This is a genomic window from Salipiger thiooxidans (assembly GCF_900102075.1).
Taxonomy (GTDB): Bacteria; Pseudomonadota; Alphaproteobacteria; order Rhodobacterales; family Rhodobacteraceae; genus Salipiger; species Salipiger thiooxidans.
The window spans coordinates 119,547-144,373 of the sequence record NZ_FNAV01000003.1; the positions used below are offsets into that span (position 1 = coordinate 119,547).

Below are 24,827 nucleotides of genomic sequence, written 5' to 3' on the forward strand. Positions count from 1 at the left end.
TTTTAGTTTTCCCGCGGGTCCCGTGCTGCGCCACAGGGCGCGGCGCCGGATCTGGCCCCCTGCGCGGGCCGCGAGCCCCCCGACGGGGCGGAGGTCGTCGCACAAGGCCCGGAGACCCCGCCGCAGCCCAAGCTCACGACGCGACCAACGCCATGATCTCGGACCAGTTCACCGCCACCGCGATGCCCGAGAGCACAGCCGCCGCCAGCGCGTAGACCGCATCGTGCAGCGGGTCCCACGCGCCCATGCGCCGCGCCAGCCAGACCACCACCGGGTAGGCCAGCACGTAGGCCGCCGCGAGCCCCAGCAGCGCGCCGAGCAGCCCGGCGATCTCGAGCCCCGCGATGATGCAGCCCACCATCAGCACCGCCCGCGCCAGCGCCAGCACGAAGAAGGTGCGGCTGTCACCCGCCGCCAACGCCGCCTGGTCGTAGGTCTGCACGATGATCTGGGGCATCTGCGCGCAGGCCACGATCACCACCACCGCCCCCGCCAGCGCGTAGCGCGGGTCGTAGAGCAGGTCGACGAGCCCGTCGCCCACGATCGCAAAGCCCCCCACCAGCACCATCAGCACAAGGGTCACGAGGAAGCGCATCTTGCGCAGCCGCAGGAAGTTCGCGCGGCTCTCGCGCGGGGGCGTCTCGCGGTAGATCGGGATCAGGATGCGGCGGGTCACCATGCTGCCCAAGAGCATCGGGAAGGCCGCAAGGAAATAGCCGATGTTGTAGATCCCCAGCAGGTCGAGCGAGAGGTACTTGCCCATCAGGATCTTGTCGCCCTGGCTGAAGAAGAAGCCGCAGACCGTGGAGAGAAAGATCCACTTGCCGAAAGTGACGAGCTCCGAGGCGGCGGCGGGCTCCCAGCGGAAGCGGTTGCGCTCGCCCGGGAGGAACAGCGAGTTGATTGCCACCTCGGTGACCGCGGCGATGAGCCCGCTGAGCACCAGCGCCCAGACCGAGCCGGTGACCCAGGCGAGGATCACCGCGCTGACCACGCCGGTGGTCTGGGTGACGAAATCCAGAAGCGTCAGCCGCCCCACCAGTAGGTGGCGGTTGGCGGTGTCCATGCGCGTCGGCCGGAAGCCGGTGATCAGCAGCGCGAGGCTCGCCACCGGCAGGATGTGCAGCAACTGCGGCTCATCGTAGAACAGCGCCATCGGCCAGGCCAGCGCGCAGCCGAGCAGGAACAGTCCCGCCCCGCGCAGCGCCTGGATCGTCCAGGCGGTGTTCAGGAAGTCGCGCTCGTCGCCGCGGCGGCTTTGCAGGATGGCCGGGGCGACGCCCACGTCCGAGAATTGCTGCAGCCCCATCATGAAAACCGAGACCAGCGCCATGAGCCCGAAGGCCTCGGGGAACAGCAGCCGCGTGAGGATCAGGTTCGACCCCAGCCGCAGCGCCTGGCTGACGCCGAAGCCGCCGACGGTGAGCAGCGACGAGCGCATGACCCGCGCGGTCAGCGAACTGCCGTTGAAGCGGTGAAGCAGCGCCACCGTCATCGGCCACGGCTCCATCCGTCCGCCGCCGGGCGCAGCCGCACCGCCAGCGCGACGCCGGCGTAGACCGCAAGGCCCAGCGGGTCGCGCAAGGCCATCGAAAGCGTGTGCCGCGGCGCCGGGCGGGGCTTGTCGTCGTTGCGCAGGAGCTCGGGGAAGCGCGCGCCGATCTCGGCGACGCCGGCGTCCTGCCGCTGCCGCACCCGCACGAGGTTGTCGAAGCCCTCGGCGATCGGCCAGTCATAGGATGCGGGCACGGCCAGCCGCTCGGCCGGGGTAAAGGTCAGGCGTACGAAGGTGTCGTCCGAGATGATGTCGGGAAAGGCGCCCCAGCGCGCCCGCCCGGCGGCATTGACCGCGAAGACGCCGCAGCCCGGCACGCATTGCGCCATGAACGGCACCTGCCGCCAGATCCGCGCATAGCCGCGCGACAGCCAGCCCCGCGCCGAGATCCCGACCCGGCCGCTGGCATAGCGCGGCACCTCGGTGTCTAGAGCGGCGTGGATCTGGGACAACAGGTCTGCGCTCACGGTCACGTCGGCGTCGAGATAGACCCGCACCGCACCGCGCGCCGCCGCATCGCCCGCGTTCAGAGCCCCGGTCTTGCCGCCACGCGCGCGCTCGAGCACCTGCAGCGACCAGCCCCGCGCGGCAAAGGCGTGGGCCTCGGCCCGCGCCCGGTCGGCGGTGTCGTCGCGGCAGCCGTTGGCGATGACGATGACCTCGACCGGGTTCCTGTGTGGCCAGTGCGAGGCGCCAAGCGCACGCAGGCAGGCCCCGATGAGCGCCGCCTCGTTGCTTGCCGGTAGGATCACCGAAACGGCGGGCGTTCCGGCATTCTCGTGCAAACCCTCAATCATTCGTACCAATGCCGCCACACATGAGCGATTTCATCGCCCGCTATGCCACGCCGTGTCATCAAACTATGGCCAAAAAAAGAAATCGCATGGAAGTTGTCGAAAAAGCCGGACAGATTGCGCCGGATAACCAGACGGCGGGGGGAGACGCGTGTCGCATAAATTGCGGATCGGCTATGTCGTGCCCCAGTTTCCGGGGCAGACCCACATCTTCTTCTGGCGCGAGGTCCGCGCGCTGGAGGCGATGGGGCACCAGGTGCATCTGCTGTCGACCCGCATGCCGCCCACCGGGCTCATCGCCCATGACTGGTCAGACGACGCCATCGCCCGCACCACCTACCTCGGCGACAGGCGCCCGCTGCCGGCGCTCCGGGCGCTGGGGTCGCTGCTGCCGCAGGGCCTGCCGCTCTGGATCGCGCGCGAGGGCGTGGGTTTCGGCAGGGACGTGGCGCTGACGCTGGCCGCCGCGCAGGCGCTGACCGACCATGCTGCACAGCACCAGCTCGACCATGTGCACGTGCATTCCTGCGGCCGCGCCGCGCTGATCGCGGCGCTCGCGCGGCGCCTCGGCGGGCCGCGCTACTCGCTGACCCTGCACGGGCCGCTCCCGGATTACGGCCCCGGTCAGCGCTTCAAGTGGCAGGGCGCCGCCTTCGCCACGGTGATCACCCGCAAGCTGCTTGCAGAGATGCAGGAGGCGATGCCCGACGCCCTGCCCGAACGCGTGGTGGTCCGGCCCATGGGGGTCGATGTCGACATGCTGACGCGAGACACGCCCTACCTCGGGCCCGAAAAGGGCCGGCCGATCCGGCTGTTTTCCTGCGGGCGGCTGAACGTGGTGAAGGGCCATCAGGACCTGATGTCGGCGGTGCGGCAGTTGCTCGACCAGGGCGTCGACGTGCGGCTCGAGATCGCGGGCGAGGACGACGCCGGCGGCGAGGGCTACCGCAAGGAGCTCGAGGCGCATCTGCGCAAGCTGCGGCTGCAGGACCACGTCAAGCTTCTGGGCGCGATCGACGCCGGCGCGGTGCGGGCCAAGCTGATGGCGTGTCATGTCTTCGTGCTGGCCTCGTGGCACGAGCCGCTGGGCGTGGCCTACATGGAGGCGATGGCCTGCGGCGTGCCCGCCATCGGCACCGACGCGGGCGGGGTACGCGAGCTGATCGACGACGGCCACACCGGCAAGCTGGTGCCGCCCAAGGACCCAACGGCGCTCGCCCGTGCGATCCGCGAGCTGGCGCAGAACCCCGAGAGCGCGCTGCGCTTCGGCGAGGCCGGGCGGGCCTGCATCGAGGCCAACTTCCGCGCCAGCCTCGGCGCCGAAACGCTGGTCTCGGAGATCCTCGCAGCGCAGGAGCGGGGCTGAGGAGCGAAAACCTTCCCTACCACCTTGGTCGTCACGTCGCGCGGAGGGACGCGCCCGATCCTGGGTGGGCGCCTTCGGACCGCCCGAGCCACGCGTTGCATTCGCAAGCAGAGATGTTGTCCAGGTTTTGGGCGGCATCGCCAATGCGCCCTCCCGTGGGGAGGGTCGGGCGCGGCCCGGGTGTGCCACCCGTGCCATGGCCTTTGGCTGGCGATGCGGGAAGTGGTTTCGGGAGTGCAGGTGGGGACCTACGGACCCCGCCATTCTGAGCAACAGGTTTTAGCCGCCCGGCTCACAGCCCCGACGCCGCGACGGTCACGCCCGGCGCGGCGTCAAACTCCAGCGTCTCGACCGCGAAGAGGCGGACCGTGCCGCCGGGCCCCTGCGCGACCAGCCGCGCGCCCTCGCGCGTGAAGGCGTAGGCGTCCTGCGCGCCCGGCAGCAGCGCGCGGTCCTGTCCCGCGCCGCCGTGCAGGTGGTCGTCGCCGCCGCCCGCCACCAGCGTGTCGTCCCCGGCGCCGCCGATCAGGATGTCCTCTGCCGCCGTGCCCTCGAGCCGCTCGCCCCCATGACCCGCGCGCAGCAGCACGCCATCGGCGAAGTCCGCCGCGTCGCGGTCTTCCCAGTCCGAGGGACCGGTGGCGTTGTAGGTCATCAGCATGTCCCAGCGCGGGTTGCTGTCATCGAGATGCCGCAGCGCCCCCCAGCTGCCCCATTTCGTTGCCGGGGCCACGTCGACGAAGGCGTTGAAGAGCGTGCCGCCCGCCGAGGCCCAGCCGGTCAGCAGCGTCTCGTAGAGCTTGGCCATCTCGGGCGTATAGTTGAAATACGCAAAGAAGCCGGCGAGGCGCTCGTCCTCGGCGCGCGTTGCCTGTGCGGTGACATGGGTGCCGCCCTCGTACATCACCAGCCGCAGCCCGGCGGCCTCGGCGGCGGAGGCGTGATAGGGCAGGATCTCGTCGGTGAGCTCGGAAAGCGAGCCCTCGAGCAGCGCCAGCGCCACCGGCGCTACGGCGGCCTCGTCCCGGTGGACGCGGATGAACTCGCGCAGCGCCACCCGCTGCACCCCCTGCGCGCGGCCCGCCGCCTCGGCCTCGGCCTCGGCGCGCGCCAGCCAGTCGTCCATCTGCGCCGCCATCTCCTCGCCCCCCAGCTCGTAGCCGAAATACCCTGCCACGGCGTAGGCGTCGAAATCCTCCTGCGGGGCGTGGCCGAGGGTGAGGTAGGCGAGCGGCGCCACGAGGATATTTTCCTCGAGCCCCGGCCAGCCGGTGTGGGTCGCCATCACCCGCACCAGCCTTTCGGGTGCCTCGTCGCCGAAGGTGTCGGACCAGATCCGCATCACCTGCGCGGCGCGCAGCCCGTAGAACTGCATCCACCCGACCTCGGACCGGCCCCAGAGCGCATCCGCCTGCGTCTCGGCCCAGCCCGCCTGCGGGAAGATGTGGTTCCAGACCTCGTTGGAATACTCGACATAGGCCCGCAGCCGCGGGTCGAGCCCGTCGCGCACCGTTTCGGCGAAGCGGCGGACGTAGTCGTCATCGGCCATGTGGGGCATGTTGAACCACGGGTCGGCGCCGATCTGGTTGGCGAGCGCGATCATCGCCTCGAGCGGCACACCCCACGCGGTCCAGGTGTAGTCGCTCATCCGGGGCCGGCTGTCCCAGCCCGTCACCGGCGAGCCGTTGGTCAGCATCCAGTCCATGAAGCGCACGCTGCGCAGGTCGTGCACGCGCGCGATCCAGTCGGGGTTGAAGAGCACGCCCGCCTCATAAAGCGGCATCTGGTCCTCTCGGATCACCCGGATGTCGCGGATCGGGTCGTTCTCGTCGGTGGCGCTGATCGAGATCCCCACCGCGCCCTCGCCCGGGCTGTAGTTGAACCCGGCCTCGCCCTCGCCGTAGCGCACCCGGCGCGCGCGGCCGGTGATCTCGAGCCTGCCCTTGCCGGACCAGAGCACCCGGTAGTCGCCGCGCAGGTGCCCGGCGGCCTCGGGCTGGTCGGTGAGCAGCAGCGCCTCGAGCCGCTCGACACCTTCGGGGATGCGCAGCGGCCAGCCGTCCTCGTCGAGCACGCCGCGGGCGCGCAGCTCGTCGACGCCGACCCCGCCCCACTGGCCGGGCAGGTGGCCGGTCCATTCCCGCGCGCTCTTCATCAGGTCGACGAAGGGCTGCTGCGTGGACCAGTCCGAAATGCCGTTGAGCCCCATGCCCAGCGCCGGGGCGCCCTCGGGCGCGGCCCCCGCCTCGGGCAGCGAAACCAGTCCACGCGGCGGAAGCGGCGCAGCAGGGGTCTGCGCGGGGGTCTCGGCGGTCTGCACCGGCGGCTCGGGGGCGCCAAGTGCGGCCTGGTCGAGCACGCACGAGCCCGAGACCGCCTCCCAGATGAGGTCGCGCAGCTCGGGGTAGGCGGCGACGATCTGCGGATGCAGCGTGTCGGGCGGCACGTAGCCCTCGGGCGGCGGTGCGCCGTAGAGGGTCGCGTGCACGATCATCGCGGCGAGGAAATAGAGGCTCGGTGTGCCATGCGGGTCGGCATCGACATAGAGATCCTCGGCCTCGAGATCCGACAGCGCGCCCCCCGGCCCCAGCAGCGACGACAGCACCGAGGCCACCGGGATCAGCCGCAGGTCGGCCTCGGGCCGGGCGTCGCGCAGTTCGGACAGGTAGCGCGCGTACCAGTCGTGGTAGTCGCCGCGATTGAACGCGTGGAAGCGCCGCAGGGCGCGGTCGGCGGGGGGGAAGCGCCGGGTGAAGCCGGACATGTCGGCCCAGCCCTCGTAGATGTAGACCGGCACGTCGGGCACCCGCCCCTGCAGCCAGTCGACAACCGTCAGGGTCGTGCCGAGCGGGCTTTCGTGGCGCGGGTTGTCCCACTCGTAGGGCGCGGCGGGCGGCTGGTACTGGATGAAGTTCGCAGGCGTGATCAGCACCGCGTCGACGCCCGAGTCGGCAAAGCTGCCGCGGCCCGGATCCCAGAAGCCGGTGACGCCGGGAAAGCTCCAGTTCGGGCGTGGCGGCAACCCGCCGGCGAAATCGCGCAGGAAGCCCCACTGACCCTCGAGCGACAGCGCGCGGCCGCCCGCGTCGGCCATCTGCGCCAGCCAGTAGGGCACGTTGGAATGGGCCTCGTCGCCCAGATGGTGAACGAGGCTGTTGCCGAAGACGTAGACATCGGCTCCTCCGTCCCCGGTCAGCGCCGACGCGGGCCCTCCCGCTGTCAGCAACGGCGTCGCGGCGGCCAGGACCGCGGCCCGTATCACTCGTCCGATCACTCCCGATCTCCCTGTCTTCGGGCCCCCACCTTCCTGATATGACCCCGGGTGCGGGTCACTCAAGCCCCGAAGGCGCCCCGGCAGACTCCGGTGTCACCCGGCGCATTTTGCGGGTTTTCATTTATCCTTTAGCGCGTATAGTCCGCCGCATGATGACCCTTGGCCATAATGCGATCCTGTCCCGTGCCCCCGGCGCGGCGCTTGCGCTTGGCCTGCGTCTTCTCCTAATCCGCCTCTGAGCGCGCAGTCCCGGCGCGACCGCTCAGAGGAGGCACGTTTCGCGCCGGCGAAACCCACAGGACGAAGACACTACAGGATTCAGACGACATGACCGACCAGACCAAAGACCGCGTGTTCATCTTCGACACGACGCTCCGCGACGGCGAGCAATCGCCCGGCGCCACCATGACCCATGACGAGAAGCTCGAGATCGCCGAGCTGCTCGAGGACATGGGCGTCGACATCATCGAGGCCGGATTCCCGATCGCCTCCGAGGGCGACTTCGCCGCGGTCTCCGAGATCGCCAAGCGCAGCAAGGAGTCGGTGATCTGCGGCCTCGCCCGCGCCCAGATCCCCGACATCGACCGCTGCTGGGAGGCGGTGAAATTCGCGCCGCGCCCGCGCATCCACACCTTCATCGGGACCTCGCCGCTGCACCGCGCCATCCCGAACCTCACCATGGACGAGATGGCCGACCGCATCCACCAGACGGTGACCCACGCCCGCAACCTCTGCGACAACGTGCAGTGGTCGCCGATGGACGCGACCCGGACCGAGTGGGACTATCTCTGCCGCGTGGTCGAGATCGCCATCAAGGCCGGGGCCACCACGATCAACATCCCCGACACGGTGGGCTACACCGCGCCTCGCGAATCCGCCGATCTCATCAAGCGGCTGATCGAGACGGTGCCGGGCGCCGACGAGGTGATCTTCGCCACCCACTGCCACAACGACCTCGGCATGGCGACGGCGAACGCGCTGGCCGCCGTCGAGGGCGGTGCGCGCCAGATCGAATGCACGATCAACGGCCTCGGCGAGCGCGCGGGCAACACCGCGCTGGAAGAGGTGGTGATGGCGCTCAAGACCCGCAGCGACATCATGCCCTTCTTCACCGAGATCGACACCCGCAAGATCATGCACATCTCGCGCCGCGTCTCGACCGTCTCGGGCTTCCCGGTGCAGTTCAACAAGGCCATCGTCGGCAAGAACGCCTTTGCCCACGAGTCCGGCATCCACCAGGACGGCATGCTCAAGAACAAGGAGACGTTCGAGATCATGCGCCCCGAGGATGTGGGTCTCGCCGGCACCTCGCTGCCGCTCGGCAAGCACTCGGGCCGCGCCGCGCTCCGCGCCAAGCTCAAGGATCTCGGCGTCGAGGTCGGTGACAACCAGCTCAAGGACATCTTCGTCCGCTTCAAGGATCTCGCCGACCGCAAGAAGGAGGTCTTCGACGAGGACATCCTCGCGCTGGTGACTGCGGCGATGACCACCGAGGGGACCGATCATCTCGAGATCGTGTCGCTCAAGGTGATCTGCGGCACCGCCGGCCAGGCCGAAGCGGTGCTCGAGATGGAAGTGGGCGGCGAAGAGCGCAGCGCCGACGAATACGGCGACGGCCCGGTCGACGCGACCTTCAAGGCGGTGCGCAAGCTCTACCCGAACAAGGCCCGCCTGCAGCTCTACCAGGTGCACGCGGTGACCGAGGGCACCGACGCACAGGCCACCGTCTCGGTGCGTCTCGAGGAAGACGGCAAGATCGCCACCGGCCAGTCGGCGGACACCGACACCGTGGTGGCCTCGGCCCGTGCCTACGTGAACGCGCTCAACCGGCTGCACGTGCGCCGCAGCCGTACCGGCAGCGACGTCAAGGAAATCAGCTACAAGGACGTGGGCTGAGCCCCATCCCAAGACACCCGCCCGCGATCCGGGCGGGTGTTCGTCCTGGCAGGCAGCTTACCAGGACATCGCGTCCGCATCGGGCGCGGTGGTCGCGAAGAGGTCGAGGACGTCGGCCATGACCTCGGGCGCGTGCTCGGTCCCCGCCGGATGCGACGGTTCCTCGCGCCAGACGAAACCGTCCTGATCCGCAACTGCATCCCAGCCCTGCCCGTCCCCGTCCGGTGCCTCTGCCGCGACGGCCGGATGGCTGGCCTGGTGGACCACCTCCGCGTGCGAGCGGAAGTGGAAGTCGTCGTCATCGCCACCCCAGCCGGTACCACCCACCAGCGACAGAACCGTTGCCGCGCGCTCGGGCAGATCCGGCACCGGCGCGGCACTGACGCTGAAAACGGGCGCGCCGTCAGCCTCCAGACTGACCGGCAGCGGACGCAGGACGCCATCATCGGAGGCATGGCCACCCTTGGCTTCCGCATCGGCGGCGGTGGCGAGATCCAGCTCGGGGCGCTCCTGCCCGGCGTGACCCACCACGTGCAGCACAACCTGCAGCGTCACCGGATGGTGGGCGCCAGACGCGCCGACCGCCGGGGCGTCATCGCCGGTGTCGGCAGTCACCACGCCAAGCGCCGCCGCGACCACGGCACCCACCGGCTCGATCCCTTCATGTCCGCCTGCATCGGTACTGGAGAAACCCGACGACACCGGCGCCGCCTCCAGCCCCGGATCGCCGGGGAACACCGCGCCGCGCTCGATCCACGACGGGATCAGCCACTGGCCCTCGGCGGGGGTGATGTGGAAATCCTCCTCGAACTCCTCGACGATCTCGAGCGTCACCACATGCCCGAGGCTCACTGCCGCATTGCGCAGGTTGCGCACGCTGCCGTCGGTTTCCATCCGGGCAAGCGACGCGCCCCCCATGCGACGGCTGGTGATGAGCTGAAGCTCGGCATCCGAGGAATCGTGTGGCTCGTCGTGAGCCGCCTCGTCCTGCGCGTCGCCATGCGCGAGGGCCGTGGCCAGCGTCGGCATCTGCACGAACTCGTCGATGTCGCTGGCCGCATTGTCCGCCGAGAGCACAAGCGCGTGCTCCGGCAGCCCGTGCTCCGACCCGAGGCGGGGCGCGTCACTTGCCGCCCCCTCGCCATAGCCGCGCACCCGCACCGGCCCAGCGACCGAGCAGAGTGAACGGGCCTCGGCCGGTGCGCCGCCGGGGTCGCCCTCGACCCCGATCCGGAGATCGCCCCAGCCCGCCTCGCCCCAGCCCGCACGTGCCCAGTTTCCGAAGACCTGTTCCAAAACGCACGTCCTTCTTTCAGCCCGAAAGGTTTCCAGTTGCTGAGAAGGTGAGGGACGTGGATGGCAGCCCAAGGCATCCGAATGCGGCGTTTCCGAGGCGCTTGCCGAGAGTTTTTCGTGAAACTGGACGGTCGTTAGAACGTTTTACACGATTCTGGACGCAAATGTGGCAAGGACGTCAGATCCTTGCCACAGCGGGGCCCGCAGGCCCGTGCGTCACTGCATCGAGGGCACGACCTGATCCGGGGGGCGGTGGCCGTCCGCGAAGGTCTTGACGTTGAGCAGCACCTTCTCGCCCATCTCGATGCGCCCCTCCATGGTGGCCGAACCCATGTGCGGCAGCATCACCACGTTGGCCATGTTCACCAGCTCGGGGTTGCCCTTGATGCCGTGCTGGTAGACGTCGAGCCCGGCGCCCGCGATCTCGCCCGCCTTGAGCATCCGGGTCAGCGCGCTTTCGTCGATGACCTCGCCGCGCGAGGTGTTGACGATCACCGCCGTGGGCTTCAGCAGCTTCAGCCGCCGCGCGTTCAGCAGGTGGAAGGTCGAGGGCGTGTGCGGGCAGTTGACCGAGATCACGTCCATCCGCGCCACCATCTGGTCGAGGCTCTCCCACCAGGTCGCCTCGAGCGCGTCTTCGGTCTCGGGGCGCAGGCGGCGGCGGTTGTGATAATGGATCTGCATCCCGAAGGCGTGGGCGCGTTTCGCCACCGCCTGGCCGATGCGGCCCATGCCGAGGATGCCGAGCCGCTTGCCGCCCAGCCGCGAGCCGAGGAAGGCGGTCGGGGCCCAGCCCTCCCACTCGCCGCGCTGCATCACGGCAAGGCCTTCCTGCATCCGGCGGGTCACCGCCAGCATCAGCGCCATCACCATGTCGGCGGTGTCGTCGGTCATCACGCCCGGCGTGTTCGCCACGAGGATGCCCCGGCGACGCGCGGTCTCGACGTCGATGTGGTCGATCCCGGCACCGTAATTGGCGATCAGCTTCAGCCGCTCGCCGGCCTGGCCGATCAGGCCGGCGTCGATCTGGTCGGTGACGGTCGGAACCAGCACATCCGCCCCGGACATGGCCGACGCCAGCTCGGCGCGGGTCATGGGGGTATCATCGTCGCGCAGGGTCACGTCGAAGAGCTCGGTCAGGCGGGTTTCGACCGCTTCCGGCAGGCGTCGCGTAACGACAACACTCAGGCGCTTCTGAGGCATGGTGCCCCTCCCCTCCCTTTCCTTGGCTCTCGCTGTTTGGCACAGTGTCTCATGCGCGTGCGGGGCACAAGAACCTCGCCGAAAAAATGCGGGCAGGACAGAGCATGAGCAAGGCAGCTTCGATTGCGGGTCTGATCGCCGCCCTTCTGGCAGGAGGCGCCGCCAGTGCCACGGAAGAGCGCGGAGCGGTCACCAACCTGCCGATTCCACGCTTCGTTTCCCTCAAGGCGGGCGAGACCAACGTGCGGCGCGGGCCGTCGCTGACCCACCGGATCGACTGGGTCTACAAGCGCCGCGGCATGCCTCTAGAGGTGACCGCTGAATACGGCCACTGGCGCCGCGTCCGCGATGTCGATGGCGCCGGCGGCTGGGTCCACTACTCGCTGATCTCCGGCGTGCGCACCGTGCTGGTCGAGGACGACATGCTCGAGCTGCACAGCCGCCCTGGCGACAACATGCCGGTCGAGGCCAAGCTCGCGGTGGGGGTGATCGCCAAGCTCGGCGACTGCACCGTCGACTGGTGCGAGATCTCCGCCGGCGGCTACGAGGGCTGGGCCCACAAGGCGGCGCTCTGGGGCGTGGACGCGGAAGAGACCCGCGACTGACGGCCGCCCCGGTCCGGCACGGCACCCGACCGTCGCACCGTTGGACATGCGGGCCAGAGCCGGATAACAGGCGGAATGATCTTCAGGGGCAAGCGCACATGACCCAGGCACCGGCAGAGACTCCGACCGACATCGCACGCACGGTGCTGACCACCGAGGCCGAGGCCCTGCGCCGGCTCGCCGACGAGCTGCCAGCCTCGTTCGAGGATGTGATCGCCCTTCTGCTGCACATCAACGGCCGCATCATCGTCTCGGGCATGGGCAAGTCCGGCCACGTGGCGGGCAAGATCGCGGCGACTCTGGCCTCCACCGGCGCGCCTGCGCAGGTGGTGCACCCCGGCGAGGCGTCGCACGGCGATCTTGGAATGATCACCCCCGACGACGTGGTCATCATGATCTCGAACTCGGGCGAGACCCGCGAGCTCGCGGACATGATCGCCCATTGCGCCCGCTTCGCCATTCCCATGATCGCAATGACCCGCCGCGCCGACAGCACGCTGGCGCGTTCCGCCACCCATGTGCTGCTGATGCCCGACGCCCCCGAGGCCTGCGCCATCGGCATGGCGCCCACCACCTCGACCACCATGGCCATGGCGCTTGGCGACGCGCTGGCGGTGGCGCTGATGCAGGAGCGCGGCTTCGACCGCGAGAACTTCCTCGCGTTCCACCCCGGCGGCTCGCTCGGCGCGCAGCTGTTGCGGGTCTCGGCGGTGATGCACCGGGGCGACGAACTGCCGACGGTCCAAGCGGACACGTCGATGGGCGAGACCCTCGTGGTGATGTCGCAGAAGGGCTTCGGCGTCGCCGCGCTGGTCGAGGACGGCAAGCTCAAGGGCGTCATTACCGACGGCGACCTCCGCCGCAACCTCGAGGGGCTGATGGAACGCACCGCGGGCGAGGTCGCGACGCCAAACCCGCGCACCGTCGCCCCCGACGCGCTGCTGACCGAGGCGCTCGGCATGATGAACGCGCGCAAGATCTCGTCGCTGTTCGCCGTCGAGGCGGACGGCACGCTGGTCGGGCTCGTCCACATCCACGATGCACTGCGCGCCGGAGTGGCCTGAGCCCCGGCAGCGCGAGCCCTGGCACCGCGGGCGGCGCGGAAGCCTTGACGGACCACATCGGCTCGCCAAGAACGCAGGCTGCGGTTAGGCCCGCAGCCCGTCCACCACCGGCTGGCGCAGCACCAGCGCCGCGGGCAGCAGCGACAGGATCAGGGTGACGCTGACGAAACCGGCGAGGAAGTGGATCTCGGCCCAGCCCAGCGGCGCGGTCACGAGGATGCCGGTGCGCGCCGTTACCACCTGCGACAGCAGCGCCGCGGTGCCGAGCCCGGTCAGCAGGCCCAGCCCCGCGCCCGCGAGCAGCAGCACCGCGCCGAAGGACCAGACCACCGCGAACACGAAGCGCGACGGCGCGCCCAGCGCCCTCAGCAGCGCCACCTGCCGGCGGAACAGCCGCGACAGGATGAAAAGCCCGAGCAGCACGCTTGCCGCCACCAGCACCTGCGTCACCAGCGCCATCACCGACATCGCCTGCCGCACGTCGCCCATCACCCGGTAAAGATTGGCGAGCACCGTGCCGGGGAAGAAGGCCATTGTCTCGCTGTCACGGGTGAACTCCGAGCGCAGCGCGTAGTTGGCCCAAAGCTCCTCGGCATGGACCACGATGGCCGGAGTGCCGGGGAAATAGTCCGGATCGAAGGGCGGCCCGATCTGTTCCTCGCGCTCGGGGGCGTGACCGTTGGCAAGGCCGTGGACCTCCCAGACCGACTCGACCGGCACCAGCAGCGCGTTGTCCCACGAGGTGCCCGTGGGCGCCATGCGGCCGACTACCGTGAGCCCCTCGCCCTCGTGGGCGTGGTCCTCGGCCGCCTCGCCTATGCCATGCGCGGGCTCGAAGCTGTCGCCGATCCCGAGCGGCACGAAGGCGCCGGCGATGGCCTCGTGATGCTCGGCCCACATTCTCCCCTCGATCTTGTCGTCCGAAAGGTGACGGGCGAATGCCTCGGTGGTGCCCACCAGCGGCGAGGTGCCGTAGCTGTCGCCGAACGCGAGCGGCGCGGCGACCGCGACCTTCTCGTTGCGGGCGATCTCGTCGTAGACCTCGCCCGAGAGCAGCGCCATGTCGCTGGGCTGCAGGTAGACCGCGGCGAAGAGCACGCTCAGCTCGCTGCCCGGCGCCGCCACCACGAGGTCGAACTTGTCCGCCGCCTGCGCGGTGCCGCGGCGCAGCCCGCGTTCCTGCGCCAGAAGGCCGATGCCCATGCCGACCGAGATCGCGATCAGCGCCACGAACATAACCGCCGACCAGCGGAAGCGGGTCAGGATGGCCCGGGTGAGCGGCCAGGGCGCGTAGCCGCGCAGGGCGATGGCACCCACCAGCAGACCGGGTAGCAGCAGCAGCGCCAGCTTCAGGACATCCTGCAGCAGGGACGGCAGGGAATACCACAGGTCGCTCATGCCGTCACACTCCGCTCTTCGGTCAGGGCGCCGTCCGAGATCGTCAGGACCCGGTCCATGCGTTCGATCAGATGCAGGTCGTGGCTGACCGCGATCAGCGTGGTTCCGGTCTCGCGCGCAAGGGTGACGAGATCGTCGATCAGCCGGTCGGCGGCCGCGCGGTCGAGGCTCGCGGTGGGCTCGTCGGCCAGCAGCACCGGCGCCTGCGCGGCCATGGCGCGGGCGATGGCGACGCGCTGGCGCTCGCCGCCCGAGAAGCTGGCGACGCTGCGCTGTGCATCACCGAGCCCCAGCCGTGCGAGCTGCGCCTCGGCCCGTGCCCGCAGGGCGGCGCGCTCGGCGCGGGGACGGAACAGCGCGGTGACGCCGGCGTTGCCCGGCGCGTCGAGCTCTTCGAACAGAAGGAAATCCTGAAAGATCATGCCGACATTGGCGGCACGGAACGCGGTGCGACGCCCGGCGCCCAGCGCCAGCAACTCGGTGTCGCCCCAGCGCACCGACCCCGAGACCCGCTCGAGCAGCCCGGCCAGCGCATAGAGCAGCGTCGACTTTCCCGCGCCCGAGGGGCCCCGGATGCCGACCAGCGCGCCGCCCGAAACCTCGAACGACGGCAGCGACAGCAGCACGCGGCCGCGCGGGCTGCGCACCTCGAGCCCGGTGACGGAAAGGGACATGGACATGGGCACCTCAGGCGAAGCTGGCGTCGGCAAGGCGCACCATGCTCAGAAAGCCGGTGTCGGGGTCCTTGTAGGCCCCAAGCTCGAGCACGCCGGAGGTGACGATCCTGACGTTAAACGGGGTCACCTCGACCACGCGCTTGGCATAGACGGCGAGGATGTCGTTGGGCCACTCGGCCTCTGTCTCGCAGAACGGGCAGACCGCCATCGGGCGCCGGGTCAGCACGAAGAAGTTGCTCTCGGCCTTCAGCGGCGGCGCCATGTAGCCCTCGACCCGGATGCGCTTGCCCTCGAGCCCTGTGGCGAGCTCGGACAGATCGTTGCCCCGGCGCTCGTAGAGATCGCGGACCTTGATCATCTCATCCTCGGCGCGGGCGGCAGTGGCCAGCGGCGTGGCGGCGGCGGAGATCAGGAAACTGCGTCGGGTGAGCATGGCGAGGTCCTTTCCGGGATGGTCCTCCGGGCCGGCCCGGTGTGCGGCCGGTGCCCGGAACGGGCAAGGGGGCGCGGCCGCCCCCCTGCTTTGGAGTCGTGACGGCCGGCCTTACTCGGCGGTCACGGCCTGGTTCATGACGTGGAAGATCACGTTTTGCTCGATAGTGCCGTCGAACAGGTGTGCCCACGGGCCCTTGGCGTAGACGGCGACGTCTTCGCCAGAGTGGGTCTCGGAGGACATCGGGATCAGCGCTTCCTGCACGAAGTCCATGTCGGTGGTCTCTTCCTGGGTCAGCTCGGCGCGCGACCCGGCGTAGTCGTTGCCGCCCTCGACCTGCTTCAGCACCGAGCCGGCGCCGTTGAGGTAGCCGATCACGGTGTAGGGCTTGCCGTCGTCGGCGAGCAGCAGCTCGTCGGAGTGCCCGACGCCCTCTTTCGCCACGTCGTAGCAGAGGCCGAGGATGTCGGAGCCGCGGCCGCAGTAGCCGTTGAACGCGATGGCGTGCTCGTGGTCGGCGGTGACGATGATCAGCGTGTCGGCGTCATCGGTCAGCTCGTCGGCCATGGCGACGGCCTCGGCGAAGGCGACGCCGTCGGTCAGGGTGCGGTAGGCGTTGCCGTCGTGGTTGCCGTGGTCGACGCGGCCGGCCTCGATCTCGAGGTAGTAGCCGTTCTCGTTCTGGCTCAGGTACTCGATGGCGGCCTTGGTCATGTCGGCGAGCGAGGGCTCGTCGTCATCGGCGCGGTCGGCCTCGTATTCCATGTGGCTGTCGTTGAACAGCGCCAGCACCGGGGTGGTGCCATCGAGGGTCAGCTGGTTGAAGGTCTCGGTGTTCCAGGCGTACTGAGCGCCCATGCCGGTGGCCTTCTCGATCAGGTTCTGACCGTCGGGACGGCGGCCTTTGCCACCCTCGTCGAGGGTCACGTCCTCACCGGCGAAGTAGCGGCGACCGCCGCCCATGGCGAGGTCGATGACACCGGCTTCCATCTGGTCGATGAGCTGGGCCGCGATGTCCTTCTGGGCGGTGCAGCCCTCGGGGACTTCGCCTTCCCAGTTGCGGTTGGCGGTCTTCGCGTAGACGGCGGCCGGGGTGGCGTGGGTGATGCGCGCGGTCGAGACGATGCCCACCGACTTGTCCATCTGGCCCGAGACGATCTCGGCGAAGGTGGTCAGCTCGTTGCCGGCGACGGTCGAGCAATCGTCGTGGATCGCGTTCTCACCGAGGTTGATGAGGTTGAAGCGCTGCTTCACGCCGGTGTTCATCGCGCCGGCGGTCGGGGCGGAGTCCGGGGTCTGGGCGTTGATGTTGTAGGTCTTGACCAGCGCCGAGTGGAACTCGGGGGTCTCGTAGGGAAGCACGTTCTCTTCGCCCAGCATGCCCTTCAGCTGGCCGTCCATCAGGCGCACGGCGTAGTTGGTGCCGACACCGTTGCCGTCCGCGACGAGCACGATGACGTTCTTCGCGCGCGAGGTGTTGGGCTGGCGGGCCATCATGGCCTCGATGTGCGCCTGACCGTCGGCGAACCACTGGCTGCTGGCCTGCGGCAGGTCCTGTGCCATGGCAGCGGTCGCGGAAACCAGCGCGATGGCCGAGATGGAGAGGGTCGTCTTCATGGTCAACTCCTTGGTGTGTCCCAATGGGCGCGCGATGACGCGCGCCGTCCGGTGCGACCCAGACTGCAGGAATGTAACGCTGGCGTGACCTTTCGCGAGAAAGCTGTCAGTGACACAAAAAGAAACCGGAATTTGCCTGCCTGAGCCGTCCAATTGACTGTTATATTATACTATTACAGGCCAGTTTTCCGGGCATCCGGGCAGGATCTGGGCAATTTCACCGCCCATCCTGCCACCGGAAGGTGCGCCGCCAGCCCTCCCCGAGGGCCTCGCGGATGTAGATCTCGATGCGGATGCGCTCCTGAGAGGCCAGTGGCTCCCGTCCTTCGGAACGCGCCCTGAGCACGCGGATGGCACTGCGCACGAGATGGCCGGGGTTCTGCGCGATCACCGCGTCGAGCATGCAGCGGCGCAGCTTCTCCTCGGTGTAATCGGTGCGCTCGTGGGCGATGATCACCTGCCGCATCGCGTCGGAGTCGTCGCAGAGCGTGTCGAGCGCCTGCCGCCCCTCCGAGCTCATCAGGGAGGCGCCGACGATGTCGGGAGGGTTGGCATAGGAGTAGGCGATGACCATCCGCGTGCGCACCGGATCGCCTCAGGTCTCGACCTAGGGCAGCGCCGTCAGGTGCGGGAAATCCGCCCTCAGGACGGTGTCGAAGCCCAGCCGGATGACGCCGGCGCTGCGCAACGTGGCGATGGTATTCCAGCAATACTCGCTCTACCCGGACATGACGGTGCGCGGGGACCTCGCCTTCCCGCTGAAGTCGCCGCTGCTGCGCTACGAAGAGGCCCAGATCGCCCGCAAGCTCCGCGCCGACCTGCGGGTCGAGTTGAAGAACATCCAGGCCCAATCCGGCGTGCCGTTTCTCTACGTGAGCCACGATCAGATCGAGGCGATGGCCATGGCGAGCCACGTCGGCGTGCGCGATCAGGGACGGCTGGTGCAGTTCGGCTCACCGCGCGAGTCTGCGAGGACCCGGTCAGCGTCTACGCCGCAAGCCGCCTCGGCCAGCCGCGCATCAACATCCTGCCCGCGGATCTGTTCGCCGGCGCCCCCGCGGCCGCGCGCTATATCGGCTTGCGCCCCGAGCAGATCCGGCAGGGCGACAGCGCCAAGAGCCGAGAGCCGAGAGCCGAGAGCCGAGAGCCGGGTCATCCCGGTCGAGCACCTTGGCGACCAGACCCGCCTGCACCTGAGCTTCCGCGACCACGCTCTGATCACGCTGACCGAGCCGCACACCGCGCTGCGCTCGGGGGACACCGTGCGCATCACCCCCGAACCCCCGTTCTTTTCGACGCCTCCGGCGCCCTCGCCCAGTGAGGAGGCCGCAATGCGCCAATTCATCACCCTGAAGGAAGACATCGTCGCAGAGGCGGTGGACGGCGTGGTTTCGGCATCGGGCGGGCGGCTCGCGCGGCTCGAGGGGTACCCTCATATCCGGGTGGTGCTGCGCGCCGACTGAGACAAGTCCCGCGTGGCGCTGGTCTCGGGCGGCAGCTCAGGGCACGAGCCCGCCCACGCGGGCTTCGTCGGCGCGGGCATTCCGACCGCGGCGATCTGCGGCGACGTCTTTGCCTCGTCCTCGGTCGACGCGGTGCTTGCGGGCATCCTCGCGGTGACCGGCCCGGCGGGCTGCCTGCCGATCATCAAGAACGACACCGGCGTCCGGCTGAACTTCGGCCTCGCCGCCGAGTGCGCCGGGGCCTTCGGGCTCAATGTCGCGATGGTGGTGGTCGATGAAGACATCGCCCTGCCCAGCCTGCCGCAGGCGCGCGGTGTGGCGGGCACGCTCTTCGTGAACAAGATCGCGGGGGCGCTGGCCGAGAACGGCGTCGACCGCACCGCGCCGCCAAGGCAGGACGCTCGGCCTGCATCAATGCCGATCAGCTCAAGGGACAGGCCGACCCGGGCGCCGAGGCGGTGGCCCGATTCTTCGAGAGCCTCGCAGCATGGGCGCAGGACGGCACCGGGGATGCGCCGGCCCTGCGGTCGGGCTGCGCAACCTGAGGCGCGGCCCGGTTCCGGGCGTCACTTCTCGAAGTCGTGCACCTGCTTGTGCCCGCCCTCGCCCGGCGCCGGGTCGGGGATGGGCTGGGCAAAACCCTCTTCGCCGATGACCTTCTCGATCTCGGACAGTTCCTCACCGCGGAAGGTCGCCTCGAAGGCGCGCAGGCGTTTGTAGATCGACAGAAGCTCGACGATGGTGGTCCAGGAGTTCACGAGGAACTGGAACGAGCCGCTGACCTGCCCGAAGGCGGTGAGGATCTGCTGCCAGAGGCCCAGCGTGATCTTACCCGCCACGATGGTCGGCACGAGGATGATGTTTACGTAGATGTTGTCCGCCTGCAGGTAGAGACCGCGCGCGACGTTGAAATACATGTAGTGGAAGTAGAGCCGGAAGTAGTTGTGCCGGACGTTGGTGAAAAGCTGCGCCACGGTCGGCGGCTGCGCCCGCGAAGGGTCGTCCTCGCCATAGACCAGCTCCTTGCGGTAGGCGGCCTCGACCCGCTGGTTGAGGAACTCGAGCCCCGGCAGCCGGATGCCCACCAGCGCCAGAAGCCCGGTGCCGAAGGCGGCCCAGAAGATCAGCGCCACGAAGAGCGGGTGCGGGATCGCGCCCACCAGCGGCAGCTCGGTGACGTATTGCGAGAGCCCCCAGAGCACCGGCAGGAAGGCGATCAGCGTCATCAGCGCATCCACGACCGACACCCCGAGCCCCTCCATGATGGTGGCGAAGCGCATGGTGTCTTCCTGGACCCGCTGCGAGGCGCCCTCGATGTTGCGGATCGTCGACCAGCGAGACATGTAGTAGTCGTTCATCGCGGTGCGCCAGCGGAACACGTAGTGGCTGACGAAGAACCGGGTGACCACGTAGATCACCGTCGAGACCAGCGCGATCTCGGCGAAGATCACGATCAGCTCGTAGAGATCCCCTGCGGTGACCGACCCATCCCCCGAGAGCGCCTGTTGGAACTCGTCGAAGAACGGCCGGCGCCAGTTGTTGATCGCGACGCTGACCTGCACGCCATAATAGGTGGTGAACAGGATGAAGGCCGAGCCGAGGATCGACCACATCTGCCAGCGGTGCGGATGGTAGAGGAACCAGAACGCCGCGAAGAGCGCCACCCAGACCACGTAGAAGACGTAGAACCACAGGAAGGACGGGGTGTAGAAATACGCGATCCCCACCACGGGCTCGCCCGCGTCCTGCAGGTCGAAGCCTATCATCGTGCCGATCTGCGTGCCGACGCCGTACCAGACGAGCATCCCGAAAGCGGTCCAGAGCAGGACCGAGAGGAAAAACTGCTTGGGTTTGGGGAAGAAGGACTCGAACACGCCTGAACAATCCCTATGGGCGAGGCCTGCAGCCCCGGAGCGATGCGAAAGGCATGGCAAGCCTGACCCGCCATGGACACCCGTGCCTAGTGCGCGGCGGCGCGGGAAGTCAAATCAGCATTTCCATCGCGTGCGTTCACGGTTTCGGAAACACCGCCTCTGGCGTCATCACGCCGGTGCGGCGGCGCCGGTCCACAAACGACGAAGCCCCCGCGAAGGGGGGCGTCGGGTGGGTCGACTTTCTCGGGAGGGGAAAGTGGTGCCGGTGAAGGGACTCGAACCCCCGACCCCATCATTACGAATGACGTGCTCTACCAGCTGAGCTACACCGGCACTGGTGGGCGGCCTCTTAGCACCGGGGCCGCCCGTATGGAAGAGCTTATTTCGCCTCTTCCTTCGGCCGCTCGCCGGTCACCTCCTCGGCGTCCTCGACCTCGGTCGCGGGGGCCGTGGCCGCCGCGGCACCGGTGTCGGAGGGCGGGTTCGGGGTGAGGATCTCGGGCGCTTCGGCCGCGGCTTCGGCGGCGCTCTTCTCGTCGGCCTTGTCGTCGATGGCCCCCACGATCAGCGGCAGCATCTCGGCGCCCGGCGGCACCGCATCGGACTGCGGCGGGGTCTTCCAGCTCAGGGTGTCGAAGCCGCCGCAGTTCTCGCAGATCGGCACCCACTCGGCGTGGATGTGGTTGCAGCTGTCGCAGACCCACTGCGGGCCGCGCGGCGCCACAAGCGCCTTTGCCAGCCAGCCGCGGACCTCGGCCTCGCCGGCCCCCTCGCCACGCGCGATGGCGGCCATGATGGTCAGCACACGGGCATCCGGCTCGGTCTCGACCAGATCGCCGAGCGCACGGCGTGCCTCGGGGAAGTCCTCGGCGGCCAGCGCCAGCTCGGCCTTGAGCAACCGGGTCTCGCGGTGGTTCACCCGCAGCGAGGTGAGCGCGCGGAACCGCTTCATGCGCTCCGCCGGGGTCTCGTCCGGCACGATCTCGGCAAAGGCCGCGGCAAGGTCGGGGTGGGGCTCGACCCTCCAGGTCTTCTTGAGCACCCGGACGGCCTTCTTCGGCTCGCCCTTGGCGATGTAGGACCGTGCCGCCATGCAGGCGCCAGGGATGAGATCCGGCGAGCCCTTGGCCGAGGCGATCGCCGCCTCGCGCGCCTCGATGGGCTTGTCCTCGGCGAAGATGTCCTTGGCCTCGGACAGCGCCAGCACCGCGTCGCGGCGGCGGTAGACGTCGCGCGGCAGGGCGCCGTGCTTGAGCTTGGCCGACAGCGTCTGGCGCGCGCCGCGCCAGTCGTGCTTCTGCGCCTGGAGCTGCAGCAGCGTGTCCTGGATCTCGGCATGCTTGGGCTTGAGCGCAAAGGCCCGCTCGGCGAGCTTCAGCGCCGTGTCGGTGTCGCCCTTGGCGAGCTTCAGCTTCATCATGCCGCGGATGCCGACGAAACGGGTCTCGTCGTTGGCGATGAGCTTCTTGTAGACCTCTTCCGCCTTGCGGGTGTCGCCGGTCATCTCGGCGGCCTGCGCGGTCAGCAGATTGGTCAGCGCCGGGCGGTGCAGGTAGCGGTCGGCCTTCTGCGCCTTGGCCATGGCCAGCTTGCCCTCGCCCGAGCTGAGCGCCAGCATGCCCTCGGCCAGCGCGTGGTAACCCTTGCGCTCGCGGTTGCGGTCGAAATAGCGCGACAGCGCGGTGTCGTCGCCGTTGATGAACTTCAACAGCGCGATCAGCAGCGAGACCAGCTTGAAGACGACGTAGAGCGCGATCACCAGCACGATGACCGCGATCACCGACTGCAGCGGCCCGAGGTTGAACTCGTAGCCGCCGGCGGTGATCTGGATGCCGCCGTGACTCTCCATCACGTAGCCGGCGCCAAGGGTCAGGGCCGCGACGACGGCGACGAAGAGGATGATCTTCAGGAGTGACCAGAGCATGTTGCGACCCTTATTCCTTGTTCAGTTCCAGCGACACCGCGTCGGCGGCGGCGACCGCATCGGCGCGGGTCTGAGCGCGCGAGATCCAGTCCGCGAGCGGTGCCTTGGCCTCGTCCGGCAGCGTGCCGAGCTCGGAGAGCGCGGCGGGCAGATCGCCCGAGCGCAGCGCCGCCTCGGCGCGGGACAGTACCGCATCGGCGGTGTCGCCCTCGCGCGGGGTCACCGACCGGACGCCGAGCTGGTTCGACAGGAAGGTGGCGAAGCGCTCGGTGCCGCCCTCGGTCTCGGACTCTGCCATGCGCGCGGCGGAGAGTGCGTCACGGGCGAGCGGCGGATACTCTTCGACCAGCGCCGACAGGGTCGGGACCCCCTCGGTAGCGGGCGCGGCCAGCGCGTCGGGCACCGTCACGCCGTTTTCCTGCATGGTGTCCAGCGGCTCGGCATAGGGTTCACCGTCGGTAAGCGCCGCGGTGACCTCCGAGAGCGCCGCGCGGGCCTTGGCAACCGCCGCCTGACCCTCGGCATTGGCCTCGGCCTCGAGCGCCTGCTTGGTCATCTGCTCGACCTCGAGCCGCTGCTGGGCGATGGCGTCGCGCAGCAGGTTCAGCTCGTTCTCGTAGGCGGCCATCGCCTCGGGCGACACCGATTCCTCGACCGGCTTGCGCTCGAGCGCGTCGATGCGGCCCGCGAGTTCGTCGAGCCGGCCCGAGAGGCCGTCGAAATTGCCCGAGGCGGTGTCGATCTGGCCCTGAAGCTCGCCGACCGAGCCTTCGAGCCCCGAAAGGTCGATGCCGTTGGCGGTGTCGGTCGCCGTCTTCACCTCGTCCGCCAGCGCGTCGATGCGGGCGGTCTGGTCGGAAAGCGCGGCGGTGGTCTCTTCCTGGAACGTGTCCCCGTCCCCGGCGAACGGCCAGCCGCCGTTCTGGTAGGCAGCGGCACCGTAGCCCAGCGCCGCGGCGATCACGCCGCCGATCAGGGCCGAGCCGAAGCCGCCCTTGCGCTCGACAACGCGTTCCTGGACCACGGGGGCCGGTGCCACGACGGGTTCGGGCGCGCGGGCCCCGGGCGTGTCTTCGGCGGGGGTCTCGGATGCTTCGGGGCCGGCGACAGTCGCCTCCTCGCTCAGCAGCGTCGCCTCGCCGGCGGAATGGATGCGGTCATCGTCGTAGAGCCCCGAGGCGTCGGCCGCGGCGGCATCGTCGGAGATCGTGTCGTCCCCGGTCACCGTCTCGTCCCCCGGCGCGACGCTGTCGTCGCCGGTCACCGTGTCGTCACCGATGGCAACCGTGTCAGCGTCTGCGGTCAGCGTCTCGTCACCGATGGTGTCGGCCCCGTCGGTCAGCGTCTCGTCGCCCGCGGACACCGTGTCGAGCCCCTCGGCCACGATGGTATCCCCGCCCGGCCCGGAGGTCTCGGCCTCGTCTCCGGTGACGTTCTTCGCGTCCTCGTCCTCGGTCACCACCGTGCCGGAAGCGGTCTCCGGCGTCAGCTCGGTCTCGGGAGACTTCGCCGCATCGACCTCGGCGTTGTCCTCGGTGCCGTCCACTGGCTTTTTCTCGTCGGCCACGCTCCACCCTTTCAAATTCGTTCGTGCGGCACGTTACCCGTGCCTGTCTAACCTTTCACAGACCCGTGACCCTTAACAAGCGCCCCGCAGTCTTTCAGTAAACCAATCACAGCCGAACGCATATGGGCCGCATCCGGATGCTTCGGAATTTCGAGTCGACTCACATATAGCCCGCCCAGCGCCGCGGCCACATCCCCGCTCATCGCTGCGACGAAAAGCGGCGCGCGTCCCTGGACCGCCTGCGCAAACTGGGCTGCGCTGCGCGGAGAGAAAAGCGGAACGATCACGGGCGCATCGCCATCGAGCACCGCTTTCGCCGCGGCGCTCAATTCCTGTGCAGGCTGGTCGTAGAGCTCGGCCTCGCGGGTCGGGATGCCCGCCGCGGTGAGTCGCGCCGCGACATCGCCCTTGCCGTGCCGTCCGCGCAGGTGCAGCAGCGGCCCCGCCGGCGCCTCGCGGGTGATGAGCTCCACCAGCGCGTCGGCATTGCCCCGGGCGCTGCGGGGCGAGAAGCCCGCCGCCCGCGCCGCCGCCGCCGTGGCGTCGCCCACCGTGTAGCAGAGCGGCAGCACCGCGCCGCCAAGCACCCGGTACGAGGATACGCCATTGGCCGAGGTGAAGATCACGCCGCGGATGTCCGACATCTCGGGCAGCGGGCCGTTCACGGAAATCCGGATCAGCGGGCTGATGATGACGCGGGTCCCGGTCAGCCCCTCGGCCTCGAGGTCCAGCGCGAACCGCCGCGACGCCGCGTCGGGACGGGTCAGAAGCAGGACAGGGTCGGGCTGGGCCATGGGCGGTCTGGCATTGTGAGGCGAATA

The 24,827-nt window shown here is 69.2% G+C and carries 18 protein-coding genes, 1 tRNA gene and 1 pseudogene; 5 read left to right on the forward strand and 15 right to left on the reverse strand.

All coding sequences use genetic code 11. The features are described from left to right. Positions 1 to 133 precede the first annotated feature (133 nt). Together BLQ77_RS04920 and BLQ77_RS04925 are read right to left on the reverse strand one after the other, a co-directional pair. Complete coding sequence (locus BLQ77_RS04920; RefSeq protein ID WP_165617029.1) at positions 134 to 1,495, reverse strand: oligosaccharide flippase family protein; 1,362 nt, start codon at positions 1,493 to 1,495, stop codon at positions 134 to 136. Further along, a complete protein-coding gene (locus tag BLQ77_RS04925) occupies positions 1,492 to 2,352 on the reverse strand; it encodes a glycosyltransferase family 2 protein (protein WP_089956152.1) in 861 nt (286 codons plus the stop codon). Before BLQ77_RS04925 ends, BLQ77_RS04920 begins: the two co-directional genes overlap by 4 nt. 148 nt (positions 2,353 to 2,500) lie before the next feature. Here BLQ77_RS04925 and epsE point away from each other — a divergent pair, with 148 nt between their 5' ends. After that, positions 2,501 to 3,715 carry an exopolysaccharide biosynthesis GT4 family glycosyltransferase EpsE gene (epsE, locus tag BLQ77_RS04930; protein WP_242661631.1) on the forward strand — a complete coding sequence of 405 codons (1,215 nt, stop codon included), beginning with the start codon at positions 2,501 to 2,503 and terminating at the stop codon, positions 3,713 to 3,715. A gap of 292 nt (positions 3,716 to 4,007) precedes the next feature. On the opposite strand, the gene BLQ77_RS04935 is transcribed toward epsE, so the two are convergent. After that, positions 4,008 to 6,989: a calcium-binding protein gene (locus BLQ77_RS04935; protein WP_165617030.1), complete on the reverse strand. Its 2,982-nt coding sequence runs from the start codon at positions 6,987 to 6,989 to the stop codon at positions 4,008 to 4,010. A gap of 327 nt (positions 6,990 to 7,316) precedes the next feature. On the opposite strand from BLQ77_RS04935, the gene BLQ77_RS04940 reads away from it, so the two are divergent. Then, positions 7,317 to 8,885, forward strand: a complete 1,569-nt coding sequence (locus tag BLQ77_RS04940) for a 2-isopropylmalate synthase (RefSeq protein WP_008887244.1) — start codon at positions 7,317 to 7,319, stop codon at positions 8,883 to 8,885. 57 nt (positions 8,886 to 8,942) lie between these two features. On the opposite strand, the gene BLQ77_RS04945 is transcribed toward BLQ77_RS04940, so the two are convergent. Both BLQ77_RS04945 and BLQ77_RS04950 read right to left on the reverse strand, forming a co-directional pair. Next, positions 8,943 to 10,181, reverse strand: coding sequence for a hypothetical protein (locus BLQ77_RS04945; RefSeq protein ID WP_089956161.1), 1,239 nt, complete (start codon positions 10,179 to 10,181; stop codon positions 8,943 to 8,945). A gap of 216 nt (positions 10,182 to 10,397) precedes the next feature. Continuing rightward, the gene (locus tag BLQ77_RS04950; RefSeq protein ID WP_008887052.1) at positions 10,398 to 11,384 is read right to left on the reverse strand and encodes a 2-hydroxyacid dehydrogenase; all 987 of its coding nucleotides are present in this window, start codon (positions 11,382 to 11,384) and stop codon (positions 10,398 to 10,400) included. 104 nt (positions 11,385 to 11,488) lie between these two features. Here BLQ77_RS04950 and BLQ77_RS04955 point away from each other — a divergent pair, with 104 nt between their 5' ends. Together BLQ77_RS04955 and BLQ77_RS04960 are read left to right on the forward strand one after the other, a co-directional pair. Further along, positions 11,489 to 11,989 (forward strand): SH3 domain-containing protein, encoded by a 501-nt coding sequence (locus tag BLQ77_RS04955; RefSeq protein WP_008886930.1) that lies wholly within the window; start codon positions 11,489 to 11,491, stop codon positions 11,987 to 11,989. Between the two features lie 98 nt (positions 11,990 to 12,087). After that, the gene (locus tag BLQ77_RS04960; protein ID WP_008886732.1) at positions 12,088 to 13,053 is read left to right on the forward strand and encodes a KpsF/GutQ family sugar-phosphate isomerase; all 966 of its coding nucleotides are present in this window, start codon (positions 12,088 to 12,090) and stop codon (positions 13,051 to 13,053) included. An 84-nt stretch (positions 13,054 to 13,137) separates the two neighbouring features. On the opposite strand, the gene BLQ77_RS04965 is transcribed toward BLQ77_RS04960, so the two are convergent. From BLQ77_RS04965 to BLQ77_RS04985, 5 genes are all read right to left on the reverse strand, one after another. After that, positions 13,138 to 14,451: an ABC transporter permease family protein gene (locus BLQ77_RS04965; RefSeq protein WP_089956164.1), complete on the reverse strand. Its 1,314-nt coding sequence runs from the start codon at positions 14,449 to 14,451 to the stop codon at positions 13,138 to 13,140. Next, a complete protein-coding gene (locus BLQ77_RS04970; RefSeq protein ID WP_089956167.1) occupies positions 14,448 to 15,131 on the reverse strand; it encodes an ABC transporter ATP-binding protein in 684 nt (227 codons plus the stop codon). Before BLQ77_RS04970 ends, BLQ77_RS04965 begins: the two co-directional genes overlap by 4 nt. A gap of 7 nt (positions 15,132 to 15,138) precedes the next feature. After that, the gene (locus BLQ77_RS04975; RefSeq protein ID WP_008886537.1) at positions 15,139 to 15,561 is read right to left on the reverse strand and encodes a hypothetical protein; all 423 of its coding nucleotides are present in this window, start codon (positions 15,559 to 15,561) and stop codon (positions 15,139 to 15,141) included. Positions 15,562 to 15,672: 111 nt separating this feature from the next. Beyond that, positions 15,673 to 17,178 (reverse strand): alkaline phosphatase, encoded by a 1,506-nt coding sequence (locus BLQ77_RS04980; RefSeq protein ID WP_089956170.1) that lies wholly within the window; start codon positions 17,176 to 17,178, stop codon positions 15,673 to 15,675. Positions 17,179 to 17,395: 217 nt separating this feature from the next. Further along, entirely contained in the window at positions 17,396 to 17,764 is a 369-nt protein-coding gene (locus BLQ77_RS04985) for a type 1 periplasmic-binding domain-containing protein (protein ID WP_131821986.1), read from the reverse strand. 745 nt (positions 17,765 to 18,509) lie between these two features. Between BLQ77_RS04985 and BLQ77_RS04995 the strand changes: the two are divergent. Further along, positions 18,510 to 19,010, forward strand: a pseudogene (locus tag BLQ77_RS04995) (dihydroxyacetone kinase subunit DhaK); the annotation flags it as partial. A 197-nt stretch (positions 19,011 to 19,207) separates the two neighbouring features. On the opposite strand, the gene sbmA reads toward BLQ77_RS04995, so the two are convergent. The 5 genes from sbmA to BLQ77_RS05020 all read right to left on the reverse strand — a co-directional run bounded on the left by sbmA (position 19,208) and on the right by BLQ77_RS05020 (position 24,800). Continuing rightward, the gene (gene sbmA / locus BLQ77_RS05000; RefSeq protein ID WP_089956177.1) at positions 19,208 to 20,515 is read right to left on the reverse strand and encodes a peptide antibiotic transporter SbmA; all 1,308 of its coding nucleotides are present in this window, start codon (positions 20,513 to 20,515) and stop codon (positions 19,208 to 19,210) included. Between the two features lie 257 nt (positions 20,516 to 20,772). Then, positions 20,773 to 20,848, reverse strand: a tRNA-Thr gene (locus BLQ77_RS05005). Positions 20,849 to 20,894: 46 nt separating this feature from the next. Next, positions 20,895 to 22,439, reverse strand: a complete 1,545-nt coding sequence (locus tag BLQ77_RS05010) for a heme biosynthesis protein HemY (protein ID WP_089956180.1) — start codon at positions 22,437 to 22,439, stop codon at positions 20,895 to 20,897. 10 nt (positions 22,440 to 22,449) lie between these two features. After that, the gene (locus BLQ77_RS05015; protein ID WP_089956184.1) at positions 22,450 to 24,006 is read right to left on the reverse strand and encodes a COG4223 family protein; all 1,557 of its coding nucleotides are present in this window, start codon (positions 24,004 to 24,006) and stop codon (positions 22,450 to 22,452) included. Positions 24,007 to 24,053: 47 nt separating this feature from the next. Continuing rightward, positions 24,054 to 24,800, reverse strand: a complete 747-nt coding sequence (locus BLQ77_RS05020; protein WP_089956187.1) for a uroporphyrinogen-III synthase — start codon at positions 24,798 to 24,800, stop codon at positions 24,054 to 24,056. Between the last annotated feature and the right edge of the window lie 27 nt (positions 24,801 to 24,827).